The 17,562-nt window shown below is 68.9% G+C and carries 18 protein-coding genes and 1 tRNA gene; 14 read left to right on the top strand and 5 right to left on the bottom strand.

Translation table 11 applies throughout. From position 1 onward, the window contains the following. Window positions 1-20 precede the first annotated feature (20 nt). Both MUN76_RS02510 and MUN76_RS02505 read left to right on the top strand, forming a co-directional pair. On the top strand, window positions 21-671 hold the full coding sequence (locus MUN76_RS02510; RefSeq protein WP_244686853.1) for an MBL fold metallo-hydrolase: 651 nt from the start codon (window positions 21-23) through the stop codon (window positions 669-671). 138 nt (window positions 672-809) lie between these two features. Then, window positions 810-2,048 carry an MFS transporter gene (locus MUN76_RS02505; RefSeq protein ID WP_244686851.1) on the top strand — a complete coding sequence of 413 codons (1,239 nt, stop codon included), beginning with the start codon at window positions 810-812 and terminating at the stop codon, window positions 2,046-2,048. Here MUN76_RS02505 and MUN76_RS02500 read toward each other — a convergent pair. Then, window positions 2,045-3,211, bottom strand: coding sequence for a glutathione S-transferase family protein (locus MUN76_RS02500; protein WP_244686850.1), 1,167 nt, complete (start codon window positions 3,209-3,211; stop codon window positions 2,045-2,047). The two genes, MUN76_RS02505 and MUN76_RS02500, sit on opposite strands and share 4 nt — an antisense overlap. Window positions 3,212-3,220: 9 nt before the next feature. After that, a complete protein-coding gene (locus MUN76_RS02495) occupies window positions 3,221-3,751 on the bottom strand; it encodes a flavin reductase family protein (RefSeq protein ID WP_244686848.1) in 531 nt (176 codons plus the stop codon). A gap of 121 nt (window positions 3,752-3,872) precedes the next feature. On the opposite strand from MUN76_RS02495, the gene MUN76_RS02490 reads away from it, so the two are divergent. From MUN76_RS02490 to MUN76_RS02470, 5 genes are all read left to right on the top strand, one after another. Next, window positions 3,873-4,358, top strand: coding sequence for a glutathione peroxidase (locus MUN76_RS02490; protein WP_244686846.1), 486 nt, complete (start codon window positions 3,873-3,875; stop codon window positions 4,356-4,358). A gap of 229 nt (window positions 4,359-4,587) precedes the next feature. Then, entirely contained in the window at window positions 4,588-4,929 is a 342-nt protein-coding gene (locus MUN76_RS02485; RefSeq protein ID WP_244686844.1) for a PadR family transcriptional regulator, read from the top strand. 17 nt (window positions 4,930-4,946) lie between these two features. Beyond that, window positions 4,947-5,348, top strand: coding sequence for a DUF1048 domain-containing protein (locus MUN76_RS02480; protein WP_244686843.1), 402 nt, complete (start codon window positions 4,947-4,949; stop codon window positions 5,346-5,348). A 26-nt stretch (window positions 5,349-5,374) separates the two neighbouring features. Then, window positions 5,375-6,157: an ABC transporter ATP-binding protein gene (locus tag MUN76_RS02475; RefSeq protein WP_244686841.1), complete on the top strand. Its 783-nt coding sequence runs from the start codon at window positions 5,375-5,377 to the stop codon at window positions 6,155-6,157. Next, window positions 6,154-6,918 carry an ABC transporter permease gene (locus MUN76_RS02470; RefSeq protein ID WP_244686839.1) on the top strand — a complete coding sequence of 255 codons (765 nt, stop codon included), beginning with the start codon at window positions 6,154-6,156 and terminating at the stop codon, window positions 6,916-6,918. The genes MUN76_RS02475 and MUN76_RS02470 overlap by 4 nt, the downstream gene beginning before the upstream one ends. A gap of 35 nt (window positions 6,919-6,953) precedes the next feature. On the opposite strand, the gene MUN76_RS02465 is transcribed toward MUN76_RS02470, so the two are convergent. Together MUN76_RS02465 and MUN76_RS02460 are read right to left on the bottom strand one after the other, a co-directional pair. Continuing rightward, window positions 6,954-7,026: transfer RNA gene (locus MUN76_RS02465), tRNA-Val, on the bottom strand. A 62-nt stretch (window positions 7,027-7,088) separates the two neighbouring features. Then, complete coding sequence (locus MUN76_RS02460; protein ID WP_283248118.1) at window positions 7,089-7,550, bottom strand: peroxiredoxin; 462 nt, start codon at window positions 7,548-7,550, stop codon at window positions 7,089-7,091. A gap of 241 nt (window positions 7,551-7,791) precedes the next feature. On the opposite strand from MUN76_RS02460, the gene aceE reads away from it, so the two are divergent. The 7 genes from aceE (at window position 7,792) to MUN76_RS02425 (ending at window position 16,285) form a co-directional block, all read left to right on the top strand. Next, window positions 7,792-10,518 (top strand): pyruvate dehydrogenase (acetyl-transferring), homodimeric type, encoded by a 2,727-nt coding sequence (aceE, locus tag MUN76_RS02455; protein ID WP_244686837.1) that lies wholly within the window; start codon window positions 7,792-7,794, stop codon window positions 10,516-10,518. 13 nt (window positions 10,519-10,531) lie between these two features. Continuing rightward, window positions 10,532-11,731 (top strand): PucR family transcriptional regulator, encoded by a 1,200-nt coding sequence (locus MUN76_RS02450; RefSeq protein WP_244688627.1) that lies wholly within the window; start codon window positions 10,532-10,534, stop codon window positions 11,729-11,731. A 79-nt stretch (window positions 11,732-11,810) separates the two neighbouring features. Continuing rightward, window positions 11,811-12,728 carry an ACP S-malonyltransferase gene (locus MUN76_RS02445; RefSeq protein ID WP_244686836.1) on the top strand — a complete coding sequence of 306 codons (918 nt, stop codon included), beginning with the start codon at window positions 11,811-11,813 and terminating at the stop codon, window positions 12,726-12,728. Between the two features lie 17 nt (window positions 12,729-12,745). After that, a complete protein-coding gene (locus MUN76_RS02440) occupies window positions 12,746-13,750 on the top strand; it encodes a beta-ketoacyl-ACP synthase III (protein WP_244686834.1) in 1,005 nt (334 codons plus the stop codon). Between the two features lie 84 nt (window positions 13,751-13,834). Continuing rightward, a complete protein-coding gene (locus tag MUN76_RS02435; protein WP_099725062.1) occupies window positions 13,835-14,083 on the top strand; it encodes an acyl carrier protein in 249 nt (82 codons plus the stop codon). A 108-nt stretch (window positions 14,084-14,191) separates the two neighbouring features. Continuing rightward, entirely contained in the window at window positions 14,192-15,430 is a 1,239-nt protein-coding gene (locus tag MUN76_RS02430) for a beta-ketoacyl-[acyl-carrier-protein] synthase family protein (RefSeq protein ID WP_244686832.1), read from the top strand. A 69-nt stretch (window positions 15,431-15,499) separates the two neighbouring features. Then, window positions 15,500-16,285, top strand: coding sequence for a glutamine amidotransferase (locus tag MUN76_RS02425; protein WP_244686831.1), 786 nt, complete (start codon window positions 15,500-15,502; stop codon window positions 16,283-16,285). Here the strand turns inward: MUN76_RS02425 and efeB are convergent. Next, window positions 16,267-17,562 carry an iron uptake transporter deferrochelatase/peroxidase subunit gene (efeB, locus tag MUN76_RS02420; protein WP_429953339.1) on the bottom strand — a complete coding sequence of 432 codons (1,296 nt, stop codon included), beginning with the start codon at window positions 17,560-17,562 and terminating at the stop codon, window positions 16,267-16,269. The two genes, MUN76_RS02425 and efeB, sit on opposite strands and share 19 nt — an antisense overlap.

Below are 17,562 nucleotides of genomic sequence, written 5' to 3'. Positions count from 1 at the left end.
CACAGGAAGGGCAGGCGCCCATGAGCACCTCCGCGCGCATCGACCGTGTCATCACCACCGGCCTCATCGGTGCCGGCCGGCCCGGGTTCCCGCCGGAGGGTGTGGCCCTCGAGAACAACGTCTGGCTGGTCGGTGACGACTCCGAGGTGCTCGTCATCGATGCCGCGCACGACGCGGAGGCCATCGTGGCGGGGGTCGGGGATCGCGACGTGCTCGGGATCCTCCTGACGCACGGGCATGAAGATCACGTGAACGCCGCCGTCGCCGCGGCTCGGCGGCTCGACACGCACCTCTACCTGCACCCGGCGGACCTGTTCCTCTGGGAGCAGACGCACGGCGACACCCCGCCGGATTTCGAACTCGAGGACGGCGCATCGTTCCTCGTCGCCGGGATCGACCTGACCACGGTCCACACGCCCGGTCACACCCCGGGTTCGGTCTGCTTCGTCGCGCCCGCGCTCGACACCGTCTTCTCCGGTGACACCCTGTTCCAGGGCGGGCCGGGGGCGACGCGCTGGGAGTACTCGAGCTTCCCGCAGATCGTCGAGTCGATCCGCACCCGTCTGTTCACCCTGCCCGCTGCGATGACGGCGCAGCCCGGTCACGGCGCGAGCACCACCATCGGCGCGGAGTCCCCGGCCCTCGCCTCCTGGCTCGCCCGCGGCTGGTAGTCACCGGTCGCCGCAGAGCCGTCGGCAACCGCCGAAACCTGCTCGGAACGGTCAGGGACTAGCATTGCAGGGTCGCAGTGCCGCGTCAGCACCCGTGTGCTCACACACTCCACCTGATCCGCACTCCGAAAGGCCTGCATGACCCAGCTCACCCCGTTCCGCCGGAACGTCGCCCTGTTCGCCCTCGCCTTCGGCGGCTTCGGGATCGGCGTCACCGAATTCGCGACGATGGGGCTGCTCCCGGACGTGGCGCGCGAACTGCTCCCCGGATTCGAGGCGGCCCCCGACACGGGCATCGCCCAAGCCGGGATCCTGATCACCGCGTACGCACTCGGCGTTGTGGTGGGCGCGCCGACGTTCGCCGTGCTCGCGTCGCGCATGTCGCAGACCCGACTGGCGTTCTGGCTCCTCGGCCTCTTCATCGTCGGGTCGCTCGCGTCGGCCTTCATGCCGAGCTTCGGCACTCTCGCGATCGCCCGCTTCGTCGCGGCGCTGCCCCACGGCGCGTACTTCGGCGTCGCATCGCTCCTCGCAGCACGCATCATGGGCCCCGGCAAGCAGGGGCGCGGCGTGGCGCTCGCCCTCTCCGGACTCACGATCGCCAACGTCATCGGTGTGCCGCTCGCGACGTGGCTGGGACAGACCGTGGGCTGGCGCTGGGCCTACGTGCTCGTCGCCGTCATCTTCGGCCTCACGCTCCTCATCGGATTCTGGGCGCTGCCGAGGTTCCCGGGGAACCCGGAGCGGAGCGCGCTCCAGGAGCTCTCGGCGCTCCGCAACCCCCGCATGTGGATCATGATCGCGGTGGGCGCGGTCGGGTTCGGCGGGTTCTTCGCGGTCTACTCCTACATCGCCGAGGTGACCACACGCGAGACGGGCTTCCCCGCCTCCGCGGTGCCGTGGGTGCTGGCGTGCCTCGGCATCGGCATGACGGTCGGCAACCTGCTCGGCGGCTGGGCGACCGACCGGCACGCGACCCGCACGGTCACGTGGGGCTTCGCAGCCTTCATTCTCGCGCTGCTCGCCTACGCGCAGTTCGCGAGTGCGCCGGTCGGACTGATCCTGACCGTGTTCGTGATCGGCGTGACGTCGTCGGCGCTGATCCCCTCGATCCAGACCCGACTGATCCGGATCTCGAACGAGGCCGCGCTGCTCGGCGCCGCGGTCAACCACGCCGCCTTCAACATCGGCAACAGCCTCGGGGCCTGGCTCGGCGGCCTCGTCATCGCGGGGGGAATCGGGTATCTCGCCCCCGGGTGGGTCGGGGTGCTGCTCGCCGCGCTCGGATTCGCGCTCGCGGGTGTGAGCGTCGCGGTCGAGCGCCGCGACAAGGCCCGCAACCTCAACACGATCGGGATCCCGACCCTCGCGGGTTAGTTCGGGAGCGTGAATTCGCTCGGCACCAGCGGGCTGTGGCCGGGTGTGATGCGCTCGTCCGGCCGCACCGAACCCGGAGCGGTCCCGTCGCCGAACGGCGATCCTCCGAAGCGCTCGCGCCCGTGGGGTTCCAACCAGTTCTCGAGGTCGGGGCCGGCCGGCACGATGCCCGTCGGGTTGATGTCGCGGTGCGTGACGTAGTAGTGCTGCTTGATCTGCACGAAGTCGACGGTGTCTCCGAACCCGGGAGTCTGGAAGAGCTCGCGCGCATACGCCCAGAGATTCGGCATCTCGGTCAGTCGGTTGCGATTCGTCTTGAAGTGGCCGTGATACACCGGGTCGAAGCGGACCAGGGTGGTGAAGAGCCGCACATCGGCTTCGGTAATGCGGTCGCCCATCAGGAACCGGTGAGTCGAGAGCCGATCCTCGAGCCAGTCGAGCGTCTCCCAGAGTCGACGATACGCGTCGTCGTACGCCTCCTGGCTGCCCGCGAAACCGCACCGGTAGACGCCGTTGTTCACCTCGGTGAAGACCCGCTGGATCACGGGCCACATCTCGTCCACGAGCTCCGCAGGCAGCAGGTCGGGTGCTCCCTCCCGGTGGAATGCGCGCCACTCCGTCGAGAAATCGAGGGTGATCTGCGGGTAGTCGTTCGTGACGACTCCCCCGCTCGGGATATCGACGATGGCGGGCACGGTGATGCCGCGCGGATAGCCCGGGAACCGGGCGAAGTAGTGCTCCTGCAGGCGCTCCGAGCCGAGCACCGGATCGCGCCCGTCGGGGTCGAGATCGAAGGTCCAGGATCGTGCGTCGTGGATCGGGCCGGGGCGCCCGATCGAGATGGCATCCTCGAGACCGAGGAGGCGGCGCACGATCAGCGTACGATTCGCCCACGGGCACGCCGGCGCGGCGATGAGGCGGTAGCGATTCGCCTCCACCGGCCAGGCCTGCGCGCCCTCGCTGAGGCCAGCGCCGAGCGTGCCGATCTTCGAGCGCCCGGGAGCGGGGAGTGCGCGCACCGCGGCGGGATCCGCGACGATCCGATCCTCGATGTACTGGGTGTCGCGCTCGAACGCCTCGCCCCCGGTGACGTAGCTGCCGAGCGTCGAGTGCTCGTCGGCGTCTCGAGTGGACGGGTCGGTGCGATCGGCGGGCTCGGTCATGGTGATCTCCTAGCGGGTCGGGTCGACGGCGGGAAGCGGGATGAAGCGTCGGTCGTGGTAGACCATCGGGGTCTCGGACGCGCCGAAGTGCGCTCCGAGCACCTCGGCGACGACGATCACCGAAGACCCTACGCCGAGCGAGTGGAGCGTGCGGCAGCGGAGCGCGACGCGGGAGTCGGGCAGGAACGGCTCCCCGGTGTCGAGCTGCTCCCAGCCCTGCTCGGCGGTGAAGCGCTCGGCGCCCGACACCGCGAACGACAGCGCGAGGTCGGCGTGGCGGGCGTCGAGCAGATGCACGAGATAGCTGTCGGCGCCGAGGATCCCGCCCGCACTGCCCGTCGCGCGGGTCACGGAGAAGGCGAGCGTGGGCGGATCGATGCCGACCGATGCGACACTCGACGCGGTGAGACCGACCGGCCCGTCCTCGGTCTGGGCAGTGATGAGCGCCACGCCAGCGGGGTGTTCGCGGAAGGCGCGTTTGAGCGCCTCGGCGCCGCTGAACTCGACTGGAACACTCGTCTCACCGTGCGGTGCACCCATGGGTGGCTCCCCTTTTCGTTACTGCCGAACCTATCGTCCGATGCTGACGAGGATCTCAACACGTCCGGCCGATCGAACATTCCGCTGTGACGCTCACAGGCTCCGCGCATAGGCTGGACGCATGAACCTCCGCGACATCCCCCTCACCACGATCGACGGCGAATCGACGACGCTGGCGGCCCACGCCGATGAGGTGGTGCTCGTGGTGAACGTCGCGTCGAAGTGCGGTCTGAGCCCGCAGTACGAGACTCTCGAGGCGTTGCAGGCGCGGTACCAGGATCGCGGTTTCACCGTGCTGGGGTTCCCCTGCAATCAGTTCCTCGGGCAGGAGCCCGGCAACGCGGAGGAGATCAAGGAGTTCTGCTCGCTCACGTACGGCGTGACCTTCCCGCTCATGGAGAAGACGAAGGTCAACGGTCGCCACAAGCACCCGCTGTACGAGATCCTGCACGAGGTGCGCGACGCCGACGGCAAGAAGGGGCGCGTGAAGTGGAACTTCGAGAAGTTCGTGATCGCTCCGGACGACTCGATCAGCCGGTTCCGGCCGACGGTGGTGCCGGATGACCCGGCCATCATCTCGGTGATCGAGACGGCACTGCCCCGCTAGGGATGCCTGTGCGCCGCGCTGATGCGCGTGTGCGCTGACAGACGTTCGAGCAGAGATCTGCATTCCCGCTGATCGGATCGCGCGAATCCGTCAGCGGGAATGCAGATCTCTGTACATAGGTGACGCTTGGCGCGCCTAGATTCCGGTACTCAGTGTTGCTATCGAGTGGTACTTGGCTCTACTATGTAGTGGTACCCAGTCACACCGAGTAGTCGAGGACGTGCCGCACATGGCGAAACAGATGACCGAGATGCTGAAGGGCACGCTCGAGGGGGTCGTGCTCGCGCTGCTCCGCGAACAGCCGGCATACGGGTATGAGATCACGGCGCGCTTGCGCGAGCACGGCTTCGCCGACATCGTCGAGGGCACCGTCTACGCGCTGCTGATCCGGATCGAGCAGCGCGGTCTGGTCGATGTCGAGCGGGTGCCATCGGAGAAGGGTCCCCCGCGAAAGGTCTACGCACTCAACACGGACGGCCAGGCCGTACTCGATGAGTTCTGGTCGACCTGGGGCTTCCTGTCCGACCGGATCGAGGCGCTCCGCACCGACACCCCACCCGAACACGCATAGGAACAAGGAGAGTCATCATGGTTGCAGGCTGGATTGAACAGGTCACCGGATCGTTCGAAGACAAACGGCGGTGGAAGCAGTACCAGGCACGGAAGCGGGCCCTGCCGGCCGGCTACCGGACGGCCCTCGACGGACTGGAGCGGTACCTCATGTACGCCGGTGCGATCGCCAAGGGCGACGTCCTCGTGCAGATGCTGGACGACCTGGCCGACTTCGTCGAGCAGGCGGCGGCCGACGGCACGCCGATCCGGGACATCGTCGGGGACGACCCGGTCGAGTTCGCCGAGACCTTCATCGCGAACTACGCGGACGGGCAGTGGGTGAGCAAGGAGCGGAAGCGCCTGAACGACACCATCGACCGCGCCGAAGCGGAGAGCTCGGGCGATCCGAGCGCGTCAGGATCCGGATCCGGATCCTGACGGATCCCACGGAGAGAGGAACCGACATGCGCACCAGTCCTGTCCCGGGACCGGAGATCCGGATCCAGGGACTCACGAAGGCGTTCGCGGGCACCGAGGTGCTCCGCGGCGTCGACCTCGATGTCGAAGCCGGCACGATCGTCGCACTGCTCGGCTCGAACGGTGCAGGGAAGACGACCCTCGTCCGCATCCTGTCGACCCTGCTCTCCGCTGACGCCGGCGCGGCGACCGTCTGCGGCCACGGCGTCGCCGACGCCCCGCAGCGGGTGCGCGAATCGATCAGCCTGACCGGGCAGTTCGCCGCGGTGGACGAGGTATTGACGGGCCGCGAGAACCTGATCCTCGTCGCCCGCCTCCGACATCTCTCGCGGCCTGCGGAGATCGCCGATGAGCTGCTCGCAAGGTTCGCGCTCACCGACGCCGGACAGCGCCGAGCGGGGACCTACTCGGGAGGGATGCGGCGACGACTCGACATCGCCATGAGCCTCATCGGGTCTCCCCCGGTGATCTTCCTCGACGAACCGACGACCGGTCTCGATCCGCAGGCGCGGAACGAGGTCTGGGAGACGGTGCGGGAGCTCGCGGACGGCGGCACCACGGTGCTCCTCACGACGCAGTACCTCGAGGAGGCAGAGCATCTCGCGGACCGCATCGCGATCCTGCACGAGGGTCGCATCATTCAGCACGGCACGCTCGCGGAACTGCGATCGTTGCTGCCGTCAGCCACCGTCGAGGTCGTCGAGAAACAACCGTCGCTGGAGGAGATCTTCCTCTCCCTCGTCGGTCCGAAGACTCGGGAGGAATCATGACCGCACACCTGCTCCGCGACACGACCGTCTTGACGGGGCGCTCGCTCCGGCACATCCTTCGGAGCCCCGACACGATCATCACCACCGTCGTCACGCCGATCGCGCTGATGCTGCTCTTCGTGTTCGTGCTCGGAGGGGCGATCTCGACAGGGTCGGACGAGCCGTACGTGTCGTACATGCTGCCCGGGATCCTGCTCATCACCATCGCTTCGGGCGTGGCGTACACGGCGTATCGGTTGTTCCTCGACCTGCAGGGCGGGATCTTCGAGCGGTTCCAGTCGATGCCGATCGCGCGGTCGAGCGCCCTCTGGGCGCACGTGCTCACCTCGGTGGCGGCGAACCTCGTTTCGGTGGCCGTGGTCACCGGAGTCGCGCTGCTGCTGGGATTCCGCACGGGGGCGTCGCCGCTTGCGTGGCTCGCAGTCACGGGGATCCTCGTGCTCTTCACGCTCGCACTCACCTGGATCGCGGTGGTGGCGGGGCTGTCGGCGAAGACGGTCGATGGCGCGAGTGCCTTCAGCTACCCGCTGATCTTCCTGCCGTTCATCAGCTCGGCGTTCGTCCCGACCGAGTCGATGCCCGGCCCGGTCGCGTGGTTCGCCGAGCACCAGCCCGTCACAGCCATCGTCGACACGCTGCGCGCCCTGTTCGCGCTACAGCCGGTGGGCGGCGAGATCTGGGTCGCCCTCGCCTGGCTGATCGGGATCCTCGCGGTCGCCTACGGCGGAGCGGTGCTGAAGTACCGAGGACGCACGCGGTAGCACCGAGCTGCGCGTCGCTCGAGCGAGAGATTCGGTGGGCCCGGCCGGGATCGAACCGACGACATCCACGGTGTAAACGTGGCGCTCTACCAGCTGAGCTACAGGCCCCTCGTCCGCGAGCGAACTCCCCCATCCTAGGGAAGGTCGCTCGCGGACACCAATTCAGACGGCTAGCCGATGTCTGCCAGCGCCTCGCGGTACGCCGCGAAATCACGCGGCTGGCCCGGCTCGGTCTCGAACGAGGCGAGCACGGAGCGGTCCTGGCCGATCACGAGCGTCGCACGGGTCGCGATGCCGCCGTCCTCGATGAACACACCGTACTCCTTCGCGACCGCGCCATGCGGCCAGAAGTCGGAGAGGATCGAGAACTCGTAGCCCTCCTGCTTCGCCCATGCCTGGAGCGTGAAGACGGAGTCGACGGACACCCCGACGAGACGGACCTTGCTGTCCGAGAACACCGACAGGTTGTCGCGCAGCTCGCACAGCTCACCCGTGCAGATGCCGGAGAACGCGAGCGGGAAGAACACGAGGGCGACCGGGCCCTCGGCCACCAGCTCGGAGAGCGTCAGCTCCTCGCCGTGCTGATCCGACAGCGTGAAATCGGGCGCCACCGCGCCGACCTGAAGCACCAAGGGTGCCTCCCTTCTGGCGCGTGACGCGCCCGTGAGAACGAGAATGCAGGTCCACACTACCGATTGCGACCCGCGGATTGTGCAGAGGTGACACACTGCAACGGAGTATTCACTGATTCGTCGTGGATGTTCGCTAGTCTGGGAGGCGACCCGCGGACCAGCGGGGACCCTTCGTGCTGCGCACGGGTGCACCAAGCCGTGCCCAGAGCGCGCACGTCTCATGGTGAACGGAGTACCCATCTTGGCTGTGAACACACAGGATCCCTACGCCCCTGATCACGATGATCAGGACCCGCAGGAGACCGCCGAGTGGCGCGAGTCGCTCGACGCGGTCGTGGAGGAGCGCGGCGCCGGCCGCGGGCGCGAGATCATGACGAGCCTGCTCGACCGGTCCCGCCAGCTGCATCTCAACGTGCCGCAGGTGCCGACGACCGACTACGTGAACACCATCGCATCGGACGACGAGCCCGATTTCGCGGGCAACGAGGAGCTCGAGCGCAAGTACCGCTCGTGGATCCGCTGGAACGCCGCGATGACCGTGCACCGCGCGCAGGCGCCCGGTATCGGGGTCGGCGGGCACATCTCCACGTACGCCTCGGCCGCGTCCCTCTACGAGGTCGGCTTCAACCACTTCTTCCGCGGGCAGGATCACCCGGGCGGTGGCGACCAGATCTTCGTGCAGGGGCACGCCTCCCCCGGCATGTACGCGCGCGCCTTCCTCGAGGGGCGCCTCACCGCCGACCAGCTCGACGGGTTCCGCCAGGAGAAGTCGCACCTCGGCGGCGGGCTGCCGAGCTACCCGCACCCGCGTCTGCTCCCCGACTTCTGGCAGTTCCCGACCGTGTCGATGGGTCTCGGCCCGATCAACGCGATCTACCAGGCGCAGCTCAACAAGTACCTCACGAACCGCGGCATCAAGGACGCCTCCGACCAGCACGTCTGGGCCTTCCTCGGCGACGGCGAGATGGACGAGGTCGAGAGCCGCGGTCAGTTGCAGGTCGCGGCCAACGAGGGCCTCGACAACCTCACCTTCGTGATCAACTGCAACCTGCAGCGGCTGGACGGCCCGGTGCGCGGCAACGGCAAGATCATCCAGGAGCTCGAGAGCTACTTCCGCGGCGCCGGCTGGAACGTCATCAAGGTGATCTGGGGCCGCGAGTGGGACGACCTGCTCGAGCGCGATACCGAGGGCGCCCTGCTCAACGTGATGAACACCACGCCCGACGGCGACTTCCAGACCTACAAGGCCGAGAGCGGCGGGTTCATCCGCGACCACTTCTTCGGGAAGGACGAGCGCGCGGCACGCCTGGTCGACGGCTACTCCGACGACCAGATCTGGCAGCTGCGCCGCGGCGGCCACGACTACCGCAAGGTCTTCGCCGCCTACTCCGCCGCGATGGCGCATAAGGGCCGCCCGACCGTCATCCTCGCGAAGACGGTCAAGGGCTACGGTCTCGGCCCGCACTTCGAGGGCCGCAATGCGACGCACCAGATGAAGAAGATGTCGCTCGAGGACCTGAAGCTCTTCCGCGACACCATGCGCATCCCGATCACCGACGCGCAGCTCGAAGCCGATCCCTACCGTCCCCCGTACTACCACCCGGGAGACGACGACGAGGCGATCCAGTACATCCACGAGCGTCGTCGCGAGTTGGGCGGATACCTGCCGGAGCGGCGCTCGACGCACACCGAACTCACGCTGCCGGAACCCAAGAGCTACGCCATCGCGGCGAAGGGATCGGGCACGCAGGAGGCCGCGACGACGATGATCTTCGTGCGCATGCTGAAGGACCTGATGCGCGACAAGGGCTTCGGCCCCCGCTTCGTGCCGATCATCCCCGACGAGGCGCGCACCTTCGGCATGGACTCCTACTTCCCCACCTCGAAGATCTACAACCCGCACGGGCAGAACTACGTCTCCGTCGATCGCGAGCTGCTGCTCGCCTACAAGGAGAGCCCGCAGGGCGTGCTGATCCACGTCGGCATCAACGAGGCGGGGGCCTCCGCGGCCTTCACCGCGGTCGGTACCTCGTACTCGACCCAGGGCGAGCCGCTGATCCCGGTCTACATCTTCTACTCGATGTTCGGCTTCCAGCGCACGGGCGACGCGCTCTGGGCCGCGGGCGACCAGATGGCGCGCGGATTCATCATCGGTGCGACCGCCGGACGCACGACGCTCACGGGTGAGGGCCTGCAGCACGCCGACGGCCACTCGATGGCACTCGCAGCCACCAACCCCGCCGTCATCTCCTACGATCCTGCATACGGCTACGAGATCGGACACATCGTCCGTTCCGGCATCGAGCGGATGTACGGCGGTGAGCACCCGGATCCGAACGTGATGTACTACCTCACGGTCTACAACGAGCCGATCGTGCACCCGGCCGAGCCGGAGAACGTCGACGTCGAGGGCATCGTGCGGGGCATCCACCGCGTGAGCGCGGCCGGCGAAGGCCAGCACGCCGCGCAGATCCTCGCGTCGGGTGTCGCTGTGCCGTGGGCGATCGAGGCGCAGGAGATCCTCGCCCGCGACTGGGACGTGGCCGCGGACGTGTGGAGCGTCACGAGCTGGACGGAACTCGGGCGCGACGGCGTCGCCGCCGAGCAGCACAACTTCCGCCACTTCGACGAGCCGGCACGCGAGGCGTACCTCACGCAGAAGCTCGCGGGGGCCGAGGGCCCAGTGGTCGCGGTCAGCGACTGGGCGACGCAGGTTCCGGAGCAGATCCGTCAGTTCGTGCCGGGCGACTACTCGGTCCTCGGGGCGGACGGCTTCGGGTTCTCCGACACCCGCGCCGCGGCGCGACGGTACTTCGGGATCGACCGCGAGTCCATCATCGTGCGGATCCTGCAGCGACTCGCCGCGCAGGGCAAGATCGACGCCGAGGTCCCGCGTCGCGCCGCCGAGCAGTACCGTCTGAACGATGTCAACGCCGGCACGACCGGTGGCGCTGGCGGAGACGCCTAGGCCCGGGATCCTGATGGATCGCATGAAAGAGCAGGAGCTTGCCTGGCTGCGCACGATAGCCGGCGAGCTCGCAACCCAGACGATCGCCCGACTCGACGACACGCTGCCGTGGTACGGCAACATGCCGCCGAGTCGGCGATCGGCGGTCGGTCTCGTCGCGCAGACCGGGATCAGCTCCTTTATCCAGTGGTACGAGGATCCGTCGGCGACCCCGTGGATCGCCTCCGACGTCTTCAGCTCCGCACCGCGTGAGCTGCTGCGCTCGATCAGCCTGCAGGAGACGCTGCAGCTGATCCGCGTGGTGGTGTCGGTGGTCGAGGATCGCGTCTCGCCCCGCAGCGAGGCCCTCCGCGAGGCGGTGCTCCACTACTCGCGCGACGTCGCGTTCGCGGCCGCCGACGTCTACGCCCGCGCGGCCGAGGCTCGCGGGCTCTGGGACGCGCGCCTCGAAGCGCTGGTGGTGGACTCGATCCTCACCGGGGAATCCGATGACGAGCTGCCGAGCCGGATCGCAGCGCTCGGCTGGCACGGCGACGGTGACGCGGCGGTGCTCGTGGGCACCGCCGAGCGCTTCGTCGACGTCGATCAGCTGCGGCGCACCGCCCGCCACGCGGGCGCCGACGTGCTGATCGGGCTGCAGGGCACCCGCCTCGTGGTGGTGCTCGGGCGCATGGAGTCGTCGCCGAAGGATCCGAACACGGGCGAGCCCGTGTCGCTGACCTTTTTGGAGATCGCGGACCGCCTGGCGGAGGGCTTTTCCGACGGCCCGGTGGTGCTCGGACCGACCGTGGAGAACCTCGTCGCGGCGTCGCGCAGTGCGCGCGCCGCGCTCGCCGGGGTCGCCGTCGCGCGCTCCTGGCGCAACGCTCCGCGACCGGTCGCGGCGGACGATCTGCTGCCCGAGCGGGCGCTGGCCGGTGACGGGCTTGCGCGACGCACGCTGATCGAGCAGATATACGAGCCGCTCAGCGCGCACTCCGGCGAACTGCTCGAGACGCTGTGGTGCTACCTCGACAACGGCCGTTCGCTCGAGGCCACGGCGCGGGAGCTCTTCGTGCACCCCAACACGGTCCGCTATCGTCTGAAGAAGGTGTCGGACGTCATCGGGTGGAACGCCACGGGTGCGCGCGAGGCGCTGATCCTGCAGTCGGCGCTCATCGCCGGGTCGATCGCGCAGCACGGCGGCCGCCGCGCCGCACCGTCGAAAAAATGATGAGTTCCCACAATCATTTTTCCGATTTATGGTGCGTTATATGCAGGGACTTCCGCCTGGATCTGAGAAACTGGACGACGTGATTGTTCTCGCCTGCCCTGGACAGGGCTCCCAGACCCCCGGTTTTCTCAACGAGTGGCTTGAGCTTCCGGGCGCACGAGAGGCCCTCGGAACCGCCTCCGAGCGCATCGGCGTCGATCTCATTGCGCACGGCACGGTGAGCGACGCGGACACGATCCGCGACACCGCGATCGCCCAGCCGCTCATCGTCGCCGCGAGTCTGCTCGCGTGGCGCGAGCTCGCCGCGCGCACGTCGCTCGCCGAGGTCGGTGTCGCCGGCCACTCGGTCGGCGAGTTCGCTGCAGCCGCGGTTGCCGGGGTGCTCTCCGAGGAGGACGCGCTGCACCTGGTCGGTGTGCGCGGCCGCGCGATGGCGGAGGCCGCGACCCGCGCGGAGACCGGCATGGCCGCGGTGGTCGGCGGGGTCGAACCCGACGTGCTCGCCGCGATCGAGGCCCAGGGCCTCACCCCGGCGAACCGGAACGGTGGCGGCCAGATCGTGGCCGCGGGGGCGCTCGACGCGCTCGACGCGCTCGCTGAGCAGGCCCCCCGGGGCGCTCGGGTGATCCGTCTGCAGGTCGCCGGTGCCTTCCACACGTCGTACATGGCGGACGCGATCCCGGCGCTGCGCGACGCGGCCGCCGAGGTCACCGCGCAGGATCCCACGCACCGACTCTGGACCAACCACGACGGCTCGGTCGTGACCGACGGCACCCGCTTCCTCGACCTCCTGGTCTCGCAGGTCGCGCACCCCGTGCGCTGGGACGCGTGCATGGAGGGCTTCCAAGCCGCGGGCATCACCGGGCTCATCGAGCTCACGCCCGCGGGCGCGCTCTCCGGCATCGCGAAGCGCGCGCTGAAGGGTACCCCCGCGGTCGCCGTGAAGTCCCCCGCCGACCTCGACGCGGCGGTCGCTCTGCTCGCCGACGCAGCCTGATCGAAAGGAACCAGCACATGGCTCAGCTTGTGCAGCCCTCGGGCCCCGCCTTCACCCGTCTGCTCTCGATCGGCGCCGCCCGCGGCGACCTCAATGTGCCGAACGACGACCTCGTCGGGCCCATCGACTCCTCCGACGAGTGGATCCGGCAGCGCACCGGGATCATCCAGCGCCGCCGCGCCAGCGACGGGATCGAAGCGGTCGACCTCGCGGTCGCGGCCGCCGAGGAAGCGATCGCACGCTCTGGCCTCGACCGCTCGGAGATCGACGGTGTGATCATCTCGACGATCTCGAACGTCGCGGTCACCCCCTCGATGGCGTCGCTCGCCGCCCACCGCCTCGGGCTCACCCCGGCCGCGGCATTCGACATCTCGGCCGCGTGCGCCGGCTACGTCTACGGCGTGGCGCAGGCCGACGGCCTCGTGCGCGCGGGCATCTGCACGAACGTCTTGGTGATCGGCGCCGAGAAGCTCTCCGAGATCGTGGATCCCACGGATCGCAGCATCTCGTTCCTGCTCGCGGACGGCGCCGGTGCGGTGATCGTCGGCCCCAGCGACCACACCGGGATCGGCCCGACCGTGTGGGGCTCCGACGGCGAGAAGTGGGACGCGATCCGCGTCAGCTCGACGTTCCAGGAGTACCGCAACGGCGGCGGCGAGGTCGCCTGGCCGACCCTGCGCCAGGACGGGCAGACCGTGTTCCGCTGGGCCGTCTGGGAGATGGCGAAGGTCGCACGCCGTACGCTGGAGGAATCCGGCATCGAGGCGTCCGATCTCGCGGCTTTCATCCCGCACCAGGCCAACATGCGCATCGTCGACGAGTTCGCCAAGCAGCTGAAGCTCCCCGAGAGCGTCATCGTCGCGCGCGACATCGAGATGCAGGGCAACACTTCGGCGGCCTCGATCCCGCTCGCGATGCACGCGCTCCTCGAGGAGCACCCGGAGCTCTCCGGCGGGCTCGCGCTCACCATCGGGTTCGGCGCCGGCCTCGTGTACGGGGCCCAGGTCGTCGAGATCCCCTAGCTCCCAGCGCGCCGCTCCGGCTCCCCGGTTCGGTCGCTTCCAGACGTAGAATTTCCCCACCACAACACACAAGGAGAATACAGAATGGCATTCAGCAACGAAGAGGTCCTCGCCGGACTCGCAGAGCTCATCAACGACGAAACCGGCATTGCGGCTGACGTGGTGGCGGCGGACAAGTCCTTCACCGACGACCTCGACATCGACTCCATCTCGATGATGACCATCGTCGTCAACGCCGAGGAGAAGTTCGACGTCAAGATCCCCGACGAAGAGGTCAAGAACCTGAAGACCGTCGGCGACGCCGTCGACTTCATCGTCAAGGCTCAGGCCTAAGCACGCGCGGACGGGAGGCGGGATTCCCCGCCTCCCCCACGCACCCCCTCACTTCGAAGCGCGTGTCGCTTCACCCCACGGCCACTCGATCACGCGGAGCATGACCACATGAGCAAGAAGATTGTCGTTACCGGCATCGGCGCAACGACGCCGATCGGCGGCACTGCCCGAGAGACCTGGGAAGCGCTGCTCGCGGGCACGTCCGGTACGCGCGCCCTGGAGTACGACTGGGTCGAGCAGTACGACCTGCCCGTGCGGTTCGCCGCCGAGGCGATCGTGCGACCCGAAGAGGTGCTCGCCCGTCCGGTGGCCAAGCGCCTCGACCCGTCCAGCCAGTTCGCCCTCATCGCCGCAATGGAGGCGTTCGCCGACGCGGGCTCCCCGGAGCTCCCCGCCGAACGCCTCGGTGTCGACTGGGCCACCGGGATCGGCGGCCTCTGGTCGCTGCTCGACGCCTGGGACACCCTCCGTGAGAAGGGCCCGCGGCGCGTCATGCCGCTCACCGTGCCGATGCTGATGCCCAACGCACCGGCCGCCGCGGTGTCCATGCACTTCGAGGCCCGCGCCTACGCCCGCACCGTGGCGTCCGCCTGCGCATCGAGCACCGAGTCGCTCGTGAACGCCTACGAGCACCTGCAGGCCGGTCTGGCCGACGTGGTCATCGTCGGCGGCTCGGAGTCGGCGATCCACCCGATCACCCTCGCGTCCTTCAACTCCATGCAGGCGCTGTCGAAGCGGAACGACTCCCCCGAGACCGCCTCGCGCCCCTACAGCATCGACCGTGACGGGTTCGTCATGGGCGAGGGTGCCGCGGCCCTCGTCGTCGAGACCGAGGAGCACGCGCTCGCTCGCGGTGCGAAGATCTACGCGGAGATCGCCGGTGGCGGCGTGACCGCGGATTCCTACCACATCACCGCTCCGGAGCCCGAGGGCAAGGGAGCGAGCCGCGCAGTGCTGCTCGCGCTCGAGACGGCGGGTGCGACCCCCGACCAGGTCACGCACATCAACGCCCACGCCACCTCCACGCCGACCGGCGACATCGCGGAGTACGGTGCGCTGCGCGTCGTGTTCGGGGATCGGGTCGACTCGATCCCGGTTTCGGCGACGAAGGGCGCGACGGGGCACCTCCTCGGTGGCACGGGCGCTCTGGAGGCCGTGTTCTCCGTGCTCGCCGTGCAGAACCGCATTGCACCGCCGACGATCAACGTGACCGAGCAGGATCCCGAGATTCCGCTCACCATCTCCGGCGAACCGCAGTCGCTCGGCGACGGGCCGCAACTCGCGATCTCGAACTCCTTCGGGTTCGGCGGCCACAACGCCGTCGTGGCGATCCGCTCCGTCGACTGAGTCGCCACCCGACTGCAACACAACGCAACGGCTTCATGCCTCTCCGGCGCAACGCGCTACCGTAGAGGCATGAAGCCGTTTTTGCTGGTCACCTCACGCGGCGAGGACGACGTCGCCGCGGAGGAGCACGCGGCGTATTGCCGGCTCACCGGCCTACTGCCCGAGGACCTCGAGTGGCGGCGGATCGACCGCGACTCCCTCGGTCCGATCGACTTCGCGGCCTACTCCGGGATCATCCTCGCAGGCAGTCCGTTCACGGTGAGCGAGCCCACCGAGGCGAAGTCCCCGACCGAGCTTCGCGTGGAGCGCGAGCTCGCGCAGCTGCTCGACGAGGTCATCGCGCGCGACGTTCCGTTTCTCGGGGTCTGCTACGGAATCGGGACGATCGGCGCGCACCAGGGTGCCCGCGTCGACCGCACCTACGGCGAATCCTCGCAGGCCGTGCGCATCACGCTCACCCCCGCCGGTATCGTCGACCCGCTCTTCCACGAGCTCCCCGAGGCGTTCGACGCGTTCGTCGGGCACAAGGAGGCGATCAGCGAGGTGCCGGACTCCATCACGGTACTCGCGGGCTCCGCGACCTGCCCGGTGCAGGCGTTCCGCGTCGGCAGGAACGTCTACGCGACCCAGTTCCACCCCGAGCTCGACACGGCGGCGTTCACGGACCGTGTGCGCACCTACGCGCACCACGGGTACTTCAACCCGGGAGAGGTCGACGCGATCATCGAGCAGGTGGAGCACGCGGACGTGCGCGCGTCGCACATGGTGCTCGGGCGCTTCATCGAGGAGTACATCTCCTCGTCGCCCGCACCGCGTGTCGCGGACCTGGCCCCGGTCTACTCGAAGAGCGCCTGAGCGACGAACTCGCCCTGCGCGATCCCCCGCGGCACCGCCCAGAGCCCGGAGCCGATGTGGCGGATGTACTCGTTCAGGAGGTCCGGCTTCAGCGACTGCTGCACCCGGACGAACATCGCGGGATCGCGCTGGAACGAGATGAAGAAGAGCCCCCCGCCCATCTGCCCGAGGCCATTGGAGCCGTCCACGTAGTTGTAGCCGCGGCGCAGGATCCGCGCGCCGCCGTTCTGATCGGGGTGCGCGAGGCGCACGTGCGCGGCGATGTCGATGGTGGGCTCGCCCGCGGCGTTCGTCGCCGTGAAGTCGGGCTGCTCGAACTCTCCCCCGCCGGTGGCCGGGCCGCCGGTGCGTTTGGTCCGTCCGAACACCCGCTCCTGCTCGAGCAGCGAGGTCCGGTCCCAGGTCTCGATGGTCATGAGGATCTTCCGCGCGACCAGGTACGTGCCGCCGCGCATCCACTCCGGCGCGGAGCCCCCGACCCAGACGTGCGCATCCAGCGCCGCGCGCTCGTCCGACATGATGTTCATCGTGCCGTCCTTGAACCCGAACAGGTTCCGCGGCGTCTCCTGGTCGCGGGACGTCGAGGAGGTGCGACCGAACCCCAGCTGGCTCCACGAGAGGTGCGCGCGACCGATGGCGATCCGCGCCAGGTTCCGGATCGCGTGCACCGCGATCTGGGGATCGTCGGCACACGCCTGCACGCACAGGTCCCCGCCGCTCTGCGTCGCCTCGAGGAGGTCGAAGGCGAACGACGGCAGCGGGGTGAACGTGTCGGGGAGCTTGGCGCGGATCCCGAACGGATCCGCGTCGTCCTCCTCCCCGGTGAAGAGCTGGTGCCCGAGGCCGAACGTCAGGGTGAGGTGCCCGGCGTGCAGGCCCTCGGCCTCACCGGTGTCGTCCGGCGGCAGGAGCGGATCCTCGGACTCGATGCCCGTGCCCAGAGCCTCGCCGCGGCAGAGCTGCTCGGCCGCGGCGGTCCAGTCCTGCAGCAGCGCGATCAGATCGTCGCGGGTCGCCCCGCGCACCATCCGGAACGACGCGAAGTGCAGGCGGTCCTGCGCGGGCGTGACGATGCCGGCCTGGTGCGCCCCGTGGAACGGCACGACCGAGCCGCTGGAACCGTCGGCCCCGGTGCCGGCGAGGGCGGCGGCGGTCACGGCTGCCCCGCCGGCGCCGCCGAGGGCGAGGCCGGCGACGCCGGTGCCGATCATCCCCAGCAGGCCGCGCCTGGTGGGAGTGATGGCGGGGTCGGTCGCCTCGGCCTCGCTCACGACGAT

The sequence above is a fragment of the Leucobacter rhizosphaerae genome (genome assembly GCF_022919175.1).
GTDB classification, from domain to species: domain Bacteria; phylum Actinomycetota; class Actinomycetes; order Actinomycetales; family Microbacteriaceae; genus Leucobacter; species Leucobacter rhizosphaerae.
Note: the sequence above shows the minus strand (reverse complement) of the source record. Positions and strands in the feature narration are given on the sequence as shown.